The organism is Marinobacter sp. LM1, assembly GCF_042763285.1.
Classification (GTDB): domain Bacteria; phylum Pseudomonadota; class Gammaproteobacteria; order Pseudomonadales; family Oleiphilaceae; genus Marinobacter; species Marinobacter nauticus.
Map to the genome: position 1 here is coordinate 4,124,753 of NZ_CP114373.1, position 16,430 is coordinate 4,141,182.

Annotated in this window: 10 protein-coding genes; all 10 read right to left on the minus strand. The window is 61.6% G+C overall.

All coding sequences use genetic code 11. From position 1 onward, the window contains the following. Entirely contained in the window at positions 1–2,124 is a 2,124-nt protein-coding gene (locus tag OZ656_RS19245) for a type VI secretion system Vgr family protein (RefSeq protein WP_379944806.1), read from the minus strand. A 101-nt stretch (positions 2,125–2,225) separates the two neighbouring features. Then, a complete protein-coding gene (tssM, locus tag OZ656_RS19250) occupies positions 2,226–5,819 on the minus strand; it encodes a type VI secretion system membrane subunit TssM (RefSeq protein ID WP_153741737.1) in 3,594 nt (1,197 codons plus the stop codon). 27 nt (positions 5,820–5,846) lie between these two features. Continuing rightward, positions 5,847–7,295, minus strand: a complete 1,449-nt coding sequence (gene tssA, locus OZ656_RS19255) for a type VI secretion system protein TssA (RefSeq protein ID WP_153741736.1) — start codon at positions 7,293–7,295, stop codon at positions 5,847–5,849. A gap of 11 nt (positions 7,296–7,306) precedes the next feature. Continuing rightward, positions 7,307–7,942, minus strand: a complete 636-nt coding sequence (gene vasI / locus OZ656_RS19260) for a type VI secretion system-associated protein VasI (protein ID WP_153741735.1) — start codon at positions 7,940–7,942, stop codon at positions 7,307–7,309. Beyond that, on the minus strand, positions 7,939–9,504 hold the full coding sequence (locus OZ656_RS19265) for a sigma-54-dependent Fis family transcriptional regulator (RefSeq protein WP_011787127.1): 1,566 nt from the start codon (positions 9,502–9,504) through the stop codon (positions 7,939–7,941). The genes vasI and OZ656_RS19265 overlap by 4 nt, the downstream gene beginning before the upstream one ends. Before the next feature lie 265 nt (positions 9,505–9,769). Then, a complete protein-coding gene (gene tssH, locus OZ656_RS19270; protein ID WP_379944807.1) occupies positions 9,770–12,457 on the minus strand; it encodes a type VI secretion system ATPase TssH in 2,688 nt (895 codons plus the stop codon). Beyond that, the gene (gene icmH / locus OZ656_RS19275) at positions 12,423–13,244 is read right to left on the minus strand and encodes a type IVB secretion system protein IcmH/DotU (protein WP_014422963.1); all 822 of its coding nucleotides are present in this window, start codon (positions 13,242–13,244) and stop codon (positions 12,423–12,425) included. Before icmH ends, tssH begins: the two co-directional genes overlap by 35 nt. Positions 13,245–13,247: 3 nt before the next feature. Continuing rightward, positions 13,248–14,582, minus strand: coding sequence for a type VI secretion system baseplate subunit TssK (tssK, locus tag OZ656_RS19280; RefSeq protein WP_014422964.1), 1,335 nt, complete (start codon positions 14,580–14,582; stop codon positions 13,248–13,250). Beyond that, positions 14,582–15,115 carry a type VI secretion system lipoprotein TssJ gene (gene tssJ, locus OZ656_RS19285; RefSeq protein WP_011787131.1) on the minus strand — a complete coding sequence of 178 codons (534 nt, stop codon included), beginning with the start codon at positions 15,113–15,115 and terminating at the stop codon, positions 14,582–14,584. Before tssJ ends, tssK begins: the two co-directional genes overlap by 1 nt. After that, on the minus strand, positions 15,112–16,422 hold the full coding sequence (gene tagH, locus OZ656_RS19290; RefSeq protein ID WP_278350560.1) for a type VI secretion system-associated FHA domain protein TagH: 1,311 nt from the start codon (positions 16,420–16,422) through the stop codon (positions 15,112–15,114). Before tagH ends, tssJ begins: the two co-directional genes overlap by 4 nt. Between the last annotated feature and the right edge of the window lie 8 nt (positions 16,423–16,430).

Genomic DNA, 16,430 nt, shown 5'->3' on the forward strand with positions numbered 1-16,430 from the left:
TCACGCTGTCTGATTCTTACCGCAAGGACAGTTCCCAAGCGGACAAGTGCCATCGGGTTTCTGCTGGCACTGCTCAACAATAGCCGTTCGATTCATCCGAGCCTGTTTCAGTCGGTGGGCAACGATGGCTTTTGGCTGAGCATTCGCTCTCTGGCTAACCTCCGCCAACGCCTCCGGCGCCTCTGCCCCGCCAGCAGCCGTCACCAACCCCGGCATCTCAGGCACCTGCACCTTCTGCCCACTGCCTTTCCCTGCAGCCCCACCGGCGTTCATCTTGATGCTTGCGCCTCCCATGGCCACGCCGCTGGGATCGATCTTCACGAAGCTGCCGCCGGCTTTCAGGGTGATCTCAGCGCCGGCTTCGATCACGGCTTTCTGGCCGGCTTTGATGTGCAGTTCGGTGCCGGAATTGCTGAGCCAGGCGGTGCCGGCTTTCAGGTGCAGAGTACCGGTGACATTGAAGCTGTGGTCTTTGCCGGTTTGCTCCCGCTTTTCGCCATCCACGGTGTGATGGCGGTTGCCTTTGGTGTGGCTGACGCGGTTGTTCTCCACCGTCAGGTGGCTGTCGTTCTTGATGACTTCGGTGCGGTTGTTTTCCGTCAGCAGGTCCAGGTCTTTCTGGGCGTGCACGTAGATCTGTTCTTCACCGGCTTCGTCTTCAAAGCGCAGTTCGTTGCTGCCCTCACCCTTGTGGGTTTTGGTCTTCAGGGTGGTTCTTGTTTTGTGCTCCGGCAGCGCATAGGGCGGTGTGTTGGTGGCGTGATAAGTGCGGCCGGTGATGATGGGCTGGTCAGGGTCGCCGTCCAGGAAGCTGACGATGACCTCGTGGCCAATTCTGGGCAAGGCCATGAAGCCGTATTGGCCACCGGCCCAGCCCTGGGCCACGCGCAGCCAGGCGCTTGAGTGTTCGTCGTTCTTGGAATAGCGGTCCCAAGGGAATCGTACTTTCACCCGGCCGTACTGGTCGCAGTGGATTTCTTCCCCGTCCGGGCCGGTGACCAGGGCCATCTGGGGGCCGTCCATCATGGGCTTGTGTTCGCACAGCGGGCGCCAGGTTTTGTCGGCCGGGATGGCGCTGAAGGTGTTGTGGTAGCTGGTGGGCTCGCTGCCGCCCTCTTCTTCCAGAGCCTGGGGCTGTTTGCCTGTGTGGGTGATGGCGGTGAGCAGCCATTCCCGGTTCAGGGTCTGGCTGTCGTGGTCCTGCAGTTCCACTTTGGCGCCGGGGGTGAAATCCGGGCGGTTGCTTTTGCCGTTGGCCATGGACGCGTCGTTTCTAAGCGCATCCAGTCTGTTCTGGGTGAACGGCTGGCCGCTGGCGTCGGCTTTGTAGCGGCCGGGGTAGTCATAGTGCTGATAGTCTTCCCGGTGATTAACACCGCCAGCACTTTGTTCATGCATCAGGGCATAGGCTGGGTTTTTGAAGGTGTAGTCTTTCATGGCCACGGAGGCGGCTTTGACCCGTTCTTCGTAGGCAAACTGGAACACGCAGGCCTGTTGGGTGCTGCCACCGGCTTTGGTGTTGCAGGTAACCGGGTCCAGTTTCGGGGCGTCGCCGTGGTGGTCGGCAAGAATCAGTGCCGGTTGTTCTTCGCCATCCACGCTGCCGTGCTGGTAGCGGTAGTGCCAGCCTTCTTCGGCGGCCAGGCGTTCCAGGAACTGCAGGTCGGTTTCCCGGTGCTGGACGCAGTATTCCCGTTCTTCAGGAGGGCGTTTGAAGTCGAACACGGTGTCGATGATGCCCCGCTCTTCGAGCAGCGTGCGCACGATGGCGTCGGTGGTCTGGGTCTGGAAGATGCGGCTGTTGTGCATCAGGCCCAGGCGCCACAGGGGCGGCTGGATGACCACTTCGTAGCGGGTGCGGCGGTGGCCGGTGTCGCCCCGCATAAATTCGTTCACCACGCCGGTGAACCGGCGCAGGGGCTGGCCATCCTGCCACACCACCAGATCTACCGGCTGTTCCAGTACATCGGCGGCGGCCACATCCGGGTCGGTGCTGGCCAGTTGCAACCGGCCATGGAACAGATCAGACAGCCGTTCGGTCAGCGCGAAGCCGACAACGACAAAGTGATCCGAGGGGAATTCGCCTACACGGGCGGTGAACTGCAATCCGCTTGCCTGGGGCATGACTTCGATCCCTGAAGATTGAATGTATCCGTTTTCAGCCTGCGCCATCCGGGTGCCGGCTCCCGCCAACCCGGGCACAAACCCGGGCGACGGGACACAGTTTAATACAAGCTGCGGGGTATGCGGTACCCTGATAGCAATTGCTCTGTGAACGGGTTGGTATTGCTGGCCGCGTGCAGGCGATAACGCATTTCCCCGTCATCCACCGTGAACTTCACGTCCACCGCATTGCTGCTGACACCGGTGATGTCCGCTTTACCCAGCAACCGGAACAGTGCCCAGGGACCGCTCTCGGAAATGCTCCGGGGCGAGCGGTTAACCTGAATCGGCACCAGCGTTACCCGGCTCTCTACGGTGTCCCGCAGGGTGTTCGGCCACACTAGCGGAATGCTCTGGCTGGGGCCATGGGAGAACTCCACCAGCTGGCCATCGATATTCACCACCGAGCGACGTTTGTTGTTGCTGAGGTTCAGGGGTTCCAGCGCGAATTCCACATCCAGCGTACCGCTGCGGGTGAAAAACGCCTGGCGAATCTGCCGGGCACGATCAAGCGCAGCAACCACGTCCCGTCGCACCAGGCTGGCCCGGCGGGCATCACCCACATGTTCCGGATGGTCTTCCAGGAACAGCTTCAGGTTGTCGTTGTAGAAGGTTTCCAGAATACCGTCCGGCGCGAAGAAGCGCTCGAAGTCCTGCAGCGCAGCATCACGCCCTGCCCCCTGGGTAAACGGATAATGCCGGGCCAGGTTCTGCTGGAAAGGCTGGTAAACCTCGCGATACCAGTCACGCTCCAACTGGGCCACCGCACTGTCCAGAACCACCCGCCAGCTTTCGGTGGCCAGGCGGTTCAGTATCCGGTTCAGGGGTTCCGGCTGATGACCGGCCATGCGTTGCAGGGTGAAGATAGGGTCAGCGCCCTGCAGGCCCATGCGAGCACGAGCGGCACTGAGGGCGGCTTTGCCGGTATCCGGGGATTCCTGGATGTTTCGCATGTATTCATGCAGCTCACCCACCACCAGCATGACTTCCTCCAGCCCAGACGGCTCCTCACCCTGCTTGCGGGTAAGCTGGTTCAGATCACTGAACTGGCGCTCGATGTCCTGCAGCATGCGGTAATGGGGAGATTGCTCAAGCAACTTGCGTGCGGCTTCCGCTTCGCCTTCACCTACCGGAATCAGGCGGGTGTTTTCCCGCACCTGCGCCAGCAATCGGGCCAGTGGCTGATGGCCGCTGGTCAGGCTGTCGAGAATACGAACGCCGTGGTTGAGATCCTCAAACCGATGGATATCCAGCCGGCTCAGCGCTGTGCGCCAGGCCTCGGCATAGTGCTCGGCGTACAGCGTTTGCAGGCTGGCCAGCAGTTCGGCTTCATCGGCCTTGCTGAAATCAACATCATCCCGACGGCCCAGCACCCAGGCGTCAATCAAGGCCAGTTCGGTGACCGATCCGGATTCCCGAAGGAACCATTTTTCCAGTCCCTCCCGGGTCAACAACGCTGGTATCGAAAGTGGATCCTCAGCAGACGGCACATCCTCGGCAAGCGGCTCGCCGTAACTGTCCAGGCGGGTGAACACGGTCGAGAACGCCGGGCCGGAGCTGCGGGCCAGTTCCAGTGGGGTCGGGAAATCACGGCTGGCCTCATTCTCCAGCTCGCGGTATACGCGGTCTGAGGTGCTGATACGACCAAGCTCGTGCTGTGCCCATTCAACACTGCTGCGGAAGGGCGCCAGAGCCATAGTGGCGGTTGGGTCGCCGTTGGCTGCCAGGTCCGACAGGTCGGTGTGGGCCATGGCGTATTGCAGGTGCCCATACAGGCGATTCTGTACATCGCGCTGTCCGGGGAAACGGGCCTGCCAGTATTCACGCATGTAACCGGACACGATGTCGGTACGGCGGCCGCTGGCATCGTAAAGCATCCGCAGCACGCGCAGGTGTTCGAGCCGCTCAGTGCTGTTATCCGGGGCCTGGCCCATTTCCTCCATCACACCAAACATCAGCGCAGGCAGGTATTGATAGGCCAACATGTTCAGGTAGGCCTTATCCACTTCCGGGCCCACCTTGTGCCCCTGGTACAGCCCCATATCGGTCACCAGCCGCCACTCCTTGCGGTAATCGCCGAAGGCCAGAGTGGCATCCCGCAGCTCATCCAGCGGTTGCAGCAGATTACGGCCGGTGGTGTCCGGCTCATAGCCAACCGGCTGCCAGTCGTTCAGATAGCTTTTCACCCGGTTTTCCACCTGGGCGGCCGCTTCGGCATTCTGGAGAAAATAGTGCTGCCAGCCCGCCGTCATGCCCGCACCGGCGGCCAGAGCCACCACGGCGGCAACGGCCACCCGACGATGACGCTGGCGCACCACCCGCCGGTTATCCCCTGCCAGGCCCGCCTCCGGATAGATGATTTCGGGGAACAGCCCCTTGGTGAACAGGCTCGCAGACTGGCCACCACGCTGGGCCGGCTGAATCGGGTCGGACATCTGGTAGTTCCGGGCAGCAGCGGAGACAAAGGCGTCCTCGGGCACACCTTCCTGCAACACCGAGGTGAAGTAGGTGCCGCGTACCAGTGCCGGTGTGGAGAAGGCATCCGCCGACAGCAAATCCGTCAGGAACTGCTCCATGGCCGGCTTCAGGCCCGCCAACTGGCGGGTGAACGAATAAGCCGCCGCCCGTTCTTCGTTATCACGGGTGTTGGCCAGCACGTCCGGCAGGCGTTCGGTGAGCTCATCCACCATATCGGCGTAACGCTCGGCAAACTGTTCCAGCCACTGGTCCTGATCCTGCTGGCCGTCCAGCCTGAAGGTGAACCCCAGGGCCTTATCCTTCTCCGCCTTGCTGAGAGTACGGACAAACGGCGCAAATCCGTACATCAGATCCATCTTGGTGAAGGTCACATACACCGGCAGCCGGGACCCAAGCTGTTCCATCAGCTCCCGCAGGCGGGTGCGCAGCAGAATGGCGTGGGCTTCACGCTGCTGTTCGTTGGCGGCGCTCAGGCGCGCAAGATCCACAGCCAGGATAACGCCATTGAGCGGCCGCTGGGGCCGACTGCGTTCCAGCCAGGCGATAAAGTGGTTCCACAGCCGGCTCTGGATTTCACCGGTGGCACCCTCGCCCTGGTTCTGGCTCAGCAGTTCGCCATCCGGGTCGATCAGGACACCGTTGTCGCCAATCCACCAGTCAAAACTGAACGGGTTACGGTCGCCCCGGTTGTTACGGGTGACGTTGGTCAGGGTATAGGTTTGCCCGGCACGCTGAATCAGGCTGGTCTTACCGGCATCTTCCAGGCCCATCACCAGATACCAGGGCAGACGGTACAGGCCCTTGCGACCCGGCAGATTGCTTTTCAACGCCTGCAGCTGGCGGTCCAGCAACCGCTGTTGGCGACGCTCCATGGGCAGAATCGGGTCTTCCTGCTCCCGCTGCTCCTCGGCCTTGGCCTTGTTCACTTTACCCAGGCGACGGGCCAGCATGGTACCCCAGACCATCACCACCAGCAGGACCACCCCGAGGGTGACCAGAGCACGCATCTGCCAGGCCATCAACGGGTAGTCGCCGTTGATTTCCAGGCGTGGCCCCAGCCACCAGGTGGCTACCAGCAGGGCAATTACCCCCAGAGCCAGGGTGACGGGGGCGGCGCTGCGGATGTAGGGCAGAAGCCAACGACCAATGAGTAATGCTTTTCTCCACATGGTTTCCATTCCTGCGTTCGTTGCGTCTTGCGGGCGTTACGCCAGTCGTTCCAGTTGTTTTATAAGAGCCGGTTCCCAGTCTTCGAGAACCCGCCCCTGGATCTGGTTTTTCAGATCCTGAATCTGTTCGGCGGCCAGGGCTTTCAGGCCGGTTTCCTTGAGCAGCCGGGCCGTGGCCAGGCGCCAGTAGAAGCGCTCGCGCGGCTCCCGGGCATCGGCCAGACCCTGCTCCAGCAGTTCCATGGCCGGCGCCAGTTTGTTCTGCCGCACCAGCTCAAGCGCACCGTCGAATGCCTGCTCCCAGGGATTGGCACCTGCGCCCGTTCCTTTGCCAGCTGCCGGGGCTGTGTGCAACCAATCTGCACCATCGTCACTGAGAAACGGTGTGCCATCGTTGAAGGTGAGCTCGGCCAGTTGCGGCAGGCGGTCGACAAACGCTTTCAGGGCTTCCCGGATGGCCTCCGCGCAATCGGTATTGCCAAGGGCCATGGCCGCCCGGGCGCTGAGCCAGTGGCCATCGAGCCAGAACGGGCTGACCGACAGGCTTTGTTCAATGCGCTGCCACAGTTCCAGGTCCGGTGTTTTCTCCAGAGCTTCCCTGTACTCGGCCACCCGGTCTGCGCTGACGGCTGCCAGATCTGTGCGCTTGCCATCCCGGGTTGGCGGCAGGCTGGTGATACTCTGCCAGATGGCATACCGACGCATCCGGTAGCCCAGGGCGTTGTCCGGTTCGCTGCTGGTCAGCAGTTCGGCGACCTTGAGCAGACTCTGCCGGGTCGCACGCTCATTACTCGGGTCCAGTGTCAGATTGCCCAGCGACGCGGCCGTAGTGTTGGAACTGGCCGAGCTGGAGGGCGATGAGCTGGCCGTGCTCTCCTGTTTGTTTGTCGGGGAGCTTTCAGACGCCGTCCGGGGCGCGGTGGTCTGGTCCGGCTTGGGCAACTTTTCCACGGCCCGCTTCAGGTCGAACAGGGCGTCGTCAGGCAAATCCCGGTCTTTCGCCTGGGTGTCCAGTTTCTCAACCAGGTCCAGACAGAACTGACGACCATCTCCTACGCTGGCATCAAAGTTCAGGCTCTCGACCGCTTTGAGGGCCCGCTGCAGCATCTGGGTAAACAGCATCTTGCGGGCCCGCTGCCCCTTGGCACCGGGATAGGGCCAGGCGTTTTCCCACCAGTCGTCCAGCACCCGATGCAGCAGGTACAGCGACAGGGCAAACCGTTCACCATCGCCGCCACGTTGCAGGCTGAGCATGACAAAACCCAGCACCTTGATGTCCTTGCTGCGATCCGCCAGCAGTTTCAGTGCTTCGCTTTCAACCTTGTGCCAGTCGATGTCGTTGTGGGCCAGCGAGCCCACTTTCATGATCTCGTCTTCGAGAAACTCCAGCGTGCTGTCTTCAGCCAGGCTTTCGCCTACCCCGGTGTCACCTGGGATCGGGTTCAGTACCTGATCCACGTAAGGATGCTGTTCAATCACCTGCATGCCATCACTCCTTACCAGCCACAGGTCTGGCGCAAAGGCTTGATCGCCTCAGCAAAGCCGTTGAGGTCAAACAGCAGGCCATCAAGCTCCCGAACTCCCGCCTGCAGGCGCACATCCGGCTGGTTGACCACATCCAGTACGGTGCGGATAGCGGGCAGGCCGCGACCCGCGCTGACCACCAAACCTTCATCCCGAACCCGCCAGTGTGCCCGATGGGGCCCCAGAGTTACGTCGACTCGCTCGCGATCCAGTGGCTCCGGCAGCATGATGGCCAGCTCGGTGATGTTGTTGTGGCACTGCAGCGACAGCACCGGGCGTGGAGGTTTTACCCCGAGCGCGGTCACCGTCACCAGATGACCCGCCGCGCTGCCGGTGTCGCGATAGACCACCCCGCCGGCATCGTTCCCGCTGGCCTGTGCAAACACCCGGCGCCAGCGCTCAGACTGGTTCACCAATGCCGGATGCTGGCCGGCCTCGTACTGCGCCAACGGCGTACCGAACACCTCATCAAAACAGGCCAGACGTTCCAGCCGGTTCGGTTGTTCAGTGCAGGCCCCGGCTTCCACCAGGCGGGTATCGGCCCAACTGCTGGCACTCACCAGCAACAGGACCATCAAGGGCAATCGGTTCAGGTCTTTCAGGGTCATACGTCGGTTACCTGATACTTCAGACATTTATGGGCCAGTGTGCGTTTTGGCAGGCCCAGGCTTTCCGCGGCCTGAGCGCGATTGCCGCCATACTGGCGCAGACGTTCGCGGATGATGGCGGCCTCAAAGGCCTGGGCGGCGGCTTTCAGATCGCGGATATCATCGGCCGGAGGTACGCCCGGAATGGTTTTGGCTTCCACGAAAGCCATGGTCGACTCCGGGGAGTCGGCAAACAGATCGTCCAGGCGCAGGACTTCCGGCTGAATGTCGTCACCGGCCGGGGTCTGCAGACAGGCCAGTTCGATGATGTTGCGCAGTTCCCGGACATTGCCCGGGAAGTTGTAGTCGGCCAGCGCGCTCAGGGCATGGCTGCTGATGCCCAGCGGGCCACTGCCCTCGCGCTCGGTGTAGAGCCGGATGAAGTGACGGCTGAGCGCTTCCAGATCTTCACTGCGTTCCCGCAGTGGCAGAACGCGCAGGGGAAACTGGCTGAGGCGGTAGAACAGGTCCCGCCTGAACCGGCCATCCTCAATGCCCTCCTGAAGCGGCTGATGGGTGGCCGCCACCAGGCGGAAATCCGAATGTTGCTCTTCCCGGGCACCCAATGGCCGGAACTGTCGGCTTTCCAGCACCCGCAACAATTTGGATTGCAGTGCCATGGGCATATCGCCAATCTCATCCAGAAACAGGGTGCCGCCGTTGGCCTGGGCCAGCAGACCTTCTTTGGCCTGGTCGGCACCGGAGAAGGCACCCTTGGTGTGACCAAACAGTTCACTCTCCAACAAGGTGTCCGGGATGGCGGCACAGTTGACCACCACCAGAGGCCCACTGGCACGGTCGGACATATCGTGGATGCCCCGGGCCACCACATCTTTGCCACAACCGGTTTCGCCCTGAATCAGCACAGACAGCTGGCTGCCAGCCGCTCGCACCACCTGGGCCCGGAGGTGGGTCATGGCTTCGGAATTGCCAACCAGGGTATAGGCTAACTGGCTGCAGCGCTGGCGCAGGCTTTCGGCATCGTGCAGGTGGTCCAGGGAGCGCTTGAGCAGCCGCCGTTGCCACACCTGGTCACGGGTTTGCAGCTGGCTGATCCATTGATGCACCAGCAGTTGCTTCAGGCCGCTGTAAAGTGGCTGCGTGACGATGCCCTGCCAGTCCGGGTGGTCGCCGCACAACACGAGCATACCGAGGGTGCGGCCATCTTCGCCTTTTAGTGGCTCCAGCCAGAAGCTTCTTGGACGGCCACTGAGTTCCAGGAGCGTCTGGAAGCCGGCATGATCCAGGCGATAGCTGGCAGCACGGGTGAGTTCCCGCGGCTGGCCTGTCTGCAGCACGTGGGCAAAGGGGTGGCTGAAGTCGTTACAATCAAACTCGCCCGCTTCGTCCAGTTTGCTGCAGTGCAGGGTCCGGCCGCTGAGGTCGAGTTCCAGCGCCCAGCACTTGCTGAGCCCGAAGGCGCTTTCGAGTTGGCGGGTGGCGGTGTTCAATAGCGCTGGCAGTGTGTCCTGTTTGATCAGTGCCACCGCCAGATCGATGCCGGTGTGCAGTTCCTTCTGCATCCTTCCCATGCTTTCATTCCCAGAATAATTACTTAGGAGATCGTCGCCCGCGCATCCTGCGGGGTGGCTTTCCAAAACACGCTGTGAATACATCCTTGTAAGCTCCGCTCCGCCCCTCACTGCTTACTGCTCCTGCGTCGCAGTGAGGGTCCTGTCTTGGCCATCCCTGGCCAACCCGTGAAGGGCTTTCGCCCTTCACCCATGGCTCCGCAGGGTTTTGGAAAGCCATCCCCCACGGTGCGCTACGATTCAGTCAGCCCGAAAGTCAGGCGACTGTGCCCGTGAACTTGTTTTCAGTAACCCCAAGCGTCACCTTCGTCACCGGCTCCCTGGCCGCCAGTTTTTCCAGCAGCGCCAGCGACACCGGTGGCAGCAGTTCGCCTTCGATGATCGACTCCAGCATCCGCGCGCCGTTTTCACTTCTGGTGGCGCGGCTGCGGATGGATTCGACCAGGCCGTCTTCCAGTTCCACCTCGGTGTGGTAGCGAGCTTGAATCTGATCCGCCAGGCGCTGGAGTTTGTCCTCAACGATGCGGTTGAGAGTGTCTTCACCCAGCGGCAGGTAGGGCACCACTTCCATCCGCGCCAGCAATGCCGGCTTGAAGAAGTTGGCCAGTTCCGGGTACAGGGCTTCTTCGATTTTCTCCGGCTCTTCGGCGTGGTTGACGATGGTCTGGAAGCCGAGGTTGGAGGTCAGGAAAAAGACCACGTTTTTGCAGTCGATCAACCGGCCTTCTCCGTCAGCCAGTTCGCCTTTGTCGAAAGCCTGGTAGAAAAGGTTAAGCACTTCCGGGTGGGCTTTTTCGACTTCGTCGAGCAGCACCACGGAATAAGGCTTCTGGCGGATGGCTTCGGTGAGGATGCCCCCTTCTCCGAATCCGACGTAGCCTGGGGGCGAGCCGATCAGACGGGAGACAGTGTGTTTCTCCTGATATTCGGACATGTTGATGGTGGTGAGGAACTGGCGGCCGCCGTAGAGCAGTTCAGCCAGTTGTACCACGGTTTCGGTTTTACCCACACCACTGGGGCCCACCAGCAGGAAGGCGCCCATGGGGCGACCCGGCCGGCGCAAGTCGGCGCGGGCGGTGAGCAGGTGCTGGTGCAGGCAGTCGATGGCCGTGTCCTGGCCTTTGATATGGGCCTGCAGGTACGCCGGCAGGTGGGTGATTTTTTCCAGCTCGTCGGTGGTCATGCGGTTGACCGGGATGCCGGTCCAGTCAGCGATGACTTCGGCTACCTGGCGGGCGTCCACCCGGGCGTGTACCAACGGTTCGTCGGCCTGGAGTTCAGCCAGTTCCTGTTCGATGGCGGCGGCTTCGCTTTTCAGGTCCGGGCGTTCTTCGTGATCGCTCTCGGCCAACTCAACAGCAACATCATCGGCGGTTTCGCGCTCGACATCCCCCACCAACAGCTGTTCACGGATCTCGACCAGCCGGGCAACAAGCTCCCTCTGGTCATTCCAGCTTTGTTCCAGCGCTCCGGATTCGGCGGTCAGGTCAGCAATCTTCTGCTCCAGGGCCTGTTCGCGCTCGGCATCCACGTTCTGGCCAAGCGTGTGTTCCCGGCTCAGAAGCTCCTGTTCCATGGCCAGTTGGTGCAGTTCACTGCGCACATGACTGAGACGGCGTGGCGGTGTACTCAGGTTCAGGCTGACCCGGGCGCAGGCGGTATCGAGAACATCGATGGCCTTGTCCGGCAGCTGGCGACCGGCCAGGTAACGGGCGGACATTTCTGCGGCGGCTTTAAGGGCGCTGTCGGCGATCAGTACCTGATGGGCTTTTTCGTAGACCGTGCGCAGGCCACGGAGGATGTGGACTGCTTCGCCCGGCGTTGGCTCGTCCAGGGCCACCGGTTGGAACCGGCGGCTGAGAGCCGGGTCTTTTTCGAAGTATTTCTTGTACTCGCGCCAGGTGGTGGCAGCAATGGTGCGCAGTTCGCCACGGGCCAGGGCTGGCTTCAGCAGGTTGGCAGCGTCGGAGCCACCTTCGCTGTTACCCGCACCGATCAGGGTGTGAGCTTCGTCGATGAACAGGATGATCGGGGTCGCCGAACCTTTCACGGCTTCGATCACGCCCTTCAGGCGTTTTTCAAACTCGCCCTTCACCGAGGCACCGGCCTGCAGGGCACCCATGTCCAGGGTCCAGAGTTCGACGTTCTTCAGGCGGTCCGGCACGTCGCCGTTGACGATGCGCAGGGCCAGGCCCTCCACCACGGCGCTTTTGCCCACGCCAGCGTCGCCGACCACGATGGGGTTGTTCTTGCGGCGACGGCATAGGATATCGATCATCTGATCGATCTCGGCATCGCGACACACCACGGGGTCCAGTTTGTCTTCCCGGGCCAGCTTGGTGAAGTCAGTGGCATAACGTTTGAGCGGGTCCATATCGGCTTCAACCGCTGGCCTGGCACCACCGCTTTCCGTCAGCTGCGGACGCTCCACAGAACCCTCGGTTACCCGATCAAACTGCTTGCGCAGCTGTTCCCGGTTGATGTCCACCAGCGCCTGCGCCACCCGGGGCATCAAGTAGCGATCGGCGTTCATCAGCAGGGCCAGGAACACCGCGCCGGAACGCAGTTCGGTATGGCCGAGTTCGGTGGAGGCCAGCAGCCAGGCGTCCTGCATCAGTTCTACCAGCAGCGGCGAGAACGACGGATACGGTTCGGCGGTCTGAGGTTCGCCGTTCAGGCTGTCACCCACCACGGGTTGCAGTTGCTGGTGGTTGATGCCGGTGTGTTCCAGAATCTGGCGCACATCCGAGAACGGCGTTTCCAGCAGTTTGAACAGCAGGTGCGCCGGGGTAATCTCGGCGCCCTGACGGCTGATGCACAGGGCCGCGGAGGCTTCCAGAGCCTGGCGTGAAATGTCGTTAAGGCGCCCGATCAGCGCCGGCAGTTCTACCCGAATCACAATGATGTCCTTATTTCGGTAGTTGTTCCAGAACGCTGAGCACATCCCTGATGCGTTCGTTCAGCGCCATGTTATAGAGCGAATAGATCCCGGCCATGGCCGCCACGAACAGGCCTCCAATACCCCACAAGGGCAGGCCGCTGCGCAGGCGGTTGCGGGCCGGCATCAGGTTTTCCGTGGCATCGGCCAGCGGCCGGCTGTCGCGGTCGCCACGCAGTTCGCGAAGCTGGTCATAGAGGCCACGAACCACCTGTTCGTATTCGTCCCGACCGTTTTCCATGACCTTGTAGCGACCCTCAAAACCCAGACACAGGCACAGATAGATGAACTCGAGCATGTCCCGGTAACGAGTCGGCTCTTTTTCCATGCGGGCCAGGATGGCAAACACCTTTTCGCCACCCCAGGTTTCGTTATGGAATCGGCTGAGCAGCGAATGCTGAGACCAGACGCTGTGGGCGCCCCAGTCGGTGCCCAGCACAGCCTCGTCGATGAAGGCGCAAAGCACGTAGCGGTAGGCCACCACCGTGGGGCGCTCATAGCCCTGCTCCACCAGTTCCCGGTCAACGGCGGCGACTTCGTCCACTACCTGCCGGTACAGAGTTTCCACCTCGCGGAAATCCGCCAGTCGCCGCACCCGAATAACCAGTCCCAGCAGCGGGGTTGCGGCGTCAATCAGCCGGTTATCTTCCAGGCCACGAAGCTGGAAGCTGCTGTCATCGGATTCAACCGGCGACTGGCCGGCGCCGCTATCGGCAAACAAAAGGTCGCTGAATGCACGATCACCTGAATCCCTGGTGTTGTCTGGTCTGTCCATTACCGGTGCATCTGCCATGATTTAGCTCCTGATTGCCCAGAATTGCATCTCCAGCCCCGGGAAGCTGCCCGCCACGTGGAAGGCAAATCCACTGGCGTTGTCCAGCATCTGCCAGGCCTGGCTTTGATCGTCCAATCGGAAATACACAAAGCCGGCGTGGTAGGGCAACTGACGCGGGGCCACCGGAAGTGCCGACAGTGGGATGCCCGGCAGCTGGAGGCTGATGAGATCCCGAATCTTCTCCACAGAGGCCACCTTGCACTGTTGAACAAACTGTTTGCGCAGGTCGTCCAGTGGCATATCGGCTTTGACCGCCAGAATGAACTCGGCGTCGTTCATCAACTGGCCATCCTGAACCGGTGCGACGGTGAGTCCATACTGGCGCTGCTGCAGGGCAATCGACAGCGCCCGGGGTTCCAGGACCGTGCTCAACGCCTGCCGCAGAATCTGCATCAGCGGGCTGAAACAGCCTTCCGGCAGATCGTGATCGTAAGGGGTGAATTCCCTCGGCAAACGGCTTTCATCGGTAAAGGTGACCAGCTCGCCACACAGCTCCAGAAGCGCTTCGTACAGACGCTCCGGGTGCAGCTGACGCAGCCGTGCCAGGTGCATGAAACGCGGATGCGCCCGGTTCAGCATTTGCAGCAGCATGAAATCCGAGACATCGGCGACACCACCCTGCCCGGGCGCGCCCACCCGTTCGGCAATGTTACGGGCCCGTTCCTGCATCAAACCCGCCATCTCACCGACAAAGCGCTGAAGCCTTGGCGCCGAGCGCACGCTGAGCATGGTCGGCAGGAAGTTCGGGTCCATTACCAGGCTGCCATCGGGGCGCTTTTCCAGAATCCGGCCAATGGCCAGTGCTGCATAGGCACTGCGGTCTTCCCGCTCCAGCATCAGGCGCGGAGCCACCCGCCCCACATCGATAGTGTGAGCATCGCCGTCAATGGAATGCAGATCCCGCACTTCCACCGGCTGCGCCTGGAACCGGCCGGCCACGGGTGCTTCCGGCCATTCGACTTCGGCCAGGCTATCGCTGCCCAGAGGTAAAGCCAGATAGACCACCTGGTTGGCCACCGAGGCATCGGTGATCTCCAGCGGCTCCGGCATCACATCGTCCTGGGGCAGGTTGAACCGGGTTCCGTCCGGAAACAGTCCAGAGGCCCGCACCAGTCCGACCCGACCAAAGCTCAGGTATTCGGCATTGAGCTCCAGATCACTGAACCCGAACAGATAGTCCGAGACGGCCAGAGCCCGTTCGTTGATCTGGTGTTCCAGATAGCGTTGCTGTTGCTGGAAGTGCTGGGGTTTGATGAACAACCCATCACTCCAGACCACTCGATTCGTGACTGCCATTAGCTTTCATCCGACCGTCTGAGTTGCACTTCACGTTCGCGCAGGTTCACCAGCAGGTGATACCGTCCGCCAATCGGGTCGACCTTCACCACTTTTTTCCACTGGGACAGGTTCGGGTAGGCGTAGAAGGCGATCACGGCGATGTAGCGGGTGTCGGTGCTGACCTCAAAGGGCTCGACAAATTTGAACTGGCCGGGCACGAGGCTGTAATCGCTATGGTCCACGTAGTTCTGGCCCAGAGAGTCCTCCAGGTCGTTCAACAGCTGGTCGAAATCGCCCGCCATCAGCAGCGAGCTGTCCCGCAGTTCAATCACCTGAAACGCAATGGGGGTGGGCGCCAGGGATTCGTTCGGGTTCACGTTCGGTTCCGCCAGCATGGTCAGATCCACCCGGCTGGGCAAATCTTCCGGGTAGCCAACAGGAATATCAGGATCCCAGAGCACCTTGGCGGTCTTGGTCACCGCGTTGTAAGGGGTGCTACACCCCGCGAGAATCAAAGCAACAACCAGCAAGCTCCATTTGCAGTACTTCACAACAGTTTCTCCCTCTGTAATTGGCGCAAGTGTTGGTCATAAGCCTGGTCGAACACTTCCTGGAACAGGCGTTCAAAACCCTGCTGACGACTGGATTTCAGTTCACGGTAATAGTGTTGGTACATATCCCAGGCCCAGCGGCCCTCGTCTTCGTTGTCCTGCAAACCACGGCGATAGCCGTGAAACCGGCGCAACAAGGCTTCCGGTGAGAAGGCGTGCAGAATGGCTTCCAGCGCCTCGCGAATGGCTTCCCGGGTGGCCTGCTGGTGGTGATTCAGGCTTTCCAGGCTCTCACGGACAGCGGCGGGGGCCGACAGATGCACCGGGCTGCGCTGGGCGGCAAACAGGGTCTGAATGGTGTCCGGATAGTCGTTGGCCAGCCGCAGCGGGTTGTCCTCGATGGGCTGCAAGCGGGTGCGCAGCGCCTGGTGACGGCTGTCTTCGCCCTGATGCAGCGCCAGTAATCCTTCCACCGTTGCCTTCAGGGTCTGGCCGGCTTCCTCCAGAAACAGCCGCATTTCGTCGCTGTCGGCAAAATCAATATCCGCATCCAGCCCCCGGAGCAGTGGTGCACCACTGATGTGCTGGCGGCTGACCTCCCGCATGTTTCGTGTCGTTTCGGACATTCCCTGTCGTTCCTTATGCTCGCGTTGTGGGGTGACCGGCAGACCCATGGCCACATCCCGGTTCTCCCGGTACTCATCGCTAACCTCAGCCGAACGGGCAAACCAGGCTTGGTCGCTGGCCAGCAGCTCGGGAGCCTCCTCGTCCGGGCGCGTCGGTTTTTGCTGCCAGGGCGCCAGCGGATCACAGCTGACCGGATCGCCGGCTGCCGGCTGCAAACCCTCCAGAGGCTCGCGACCTTCAGGCCGGTTCTGTTCGTTGGCGGCATGCCGTAAACCATTCTCGGGCGCATCCACCAGGCCGTGATCTTCGTGTGCGTTGTGTTCGGTTTCGCTGACAGCCGCCGGTGCGCCGGAGAGCTCGGCCCGTATCTGGTAGCGGCCTATGCTCACGGTGTCGCCGTGGCTCAGCCGGGCACGACGGCCCCGCCCCACAGGCTGACTGCTGCTGTTGATGTAGGTCCGGCCACTGCGATCAATCAGGCAGAAGCCGCCGTCCAGGTAACGCACCTCGGCATGGCCGGCGACAGCGCCGGTACGGTGAGGAGAAAGCTGCCAGCTGTCGCTGGCCGCGGTGCCGATGGAACCGCCACGGGTTCCGAAGCTATGTTCAATGCTGGCGCCACCACCGGTTTCCGTCGGGTTGGTGATCACTAATGTCAGTTCTGCTGCTTGTTGTGCCACGTCTCCGG

Coding starts and splice junctions, on each gene's coding strand:
- OZ656_RS19245 (WP_379944806.1), bottom strand. CDS start 2,124: ATGCCCCAGGCAAGCGGATTGCAGTTCACCGCCCGTGTAGGCGAATTC.
- tssM (WP_153741737.1), bottom strand. CDS start 5,819: ATGGAAACCATGTGGAGAAAAGCATTACTCATTGGTCGTTGGCTTCTG.
- tssA (WP_153741736.1), bottom strand. CDS start 7,295: ATGCAGGTGATTGAACAGCATCCTTACGTGGATCAGGTACTGAACCCG.
- vasI (WP_153741735.1), bottom strand. CDS start 7,942: ATGACCCTGAAAGACCTGAACCGATTGCCCTTGATGGTCCTGTTGCTG.
- OZ656_RS19265 (WP_011787127.1), bottom strand. CDS start 9,504: ATGCAGAAGGAACTGCACACCGGCATCGATCTGGCGGTGGCACTGATC.
- tssH (WP_379944807.1), bottom strand. CDS start 12,457: ATGTGCTCAGCGTTCTGGAACAACTACCGAAATAAGGACATCATTGTG.
- icmH (WP_014422963.1), bottom strand. CDS start 13,244: ATGGCAGATGCACCGGTAATGGACAGACCAGACAACACCAGGGATTCA.
- tssK (WP_014422964.1), bottom strand. CDS start 14,582: ATGGCAGTCACGAATCGAGTGGTCTGGAGTGATGGGTTGTTCATCAAA.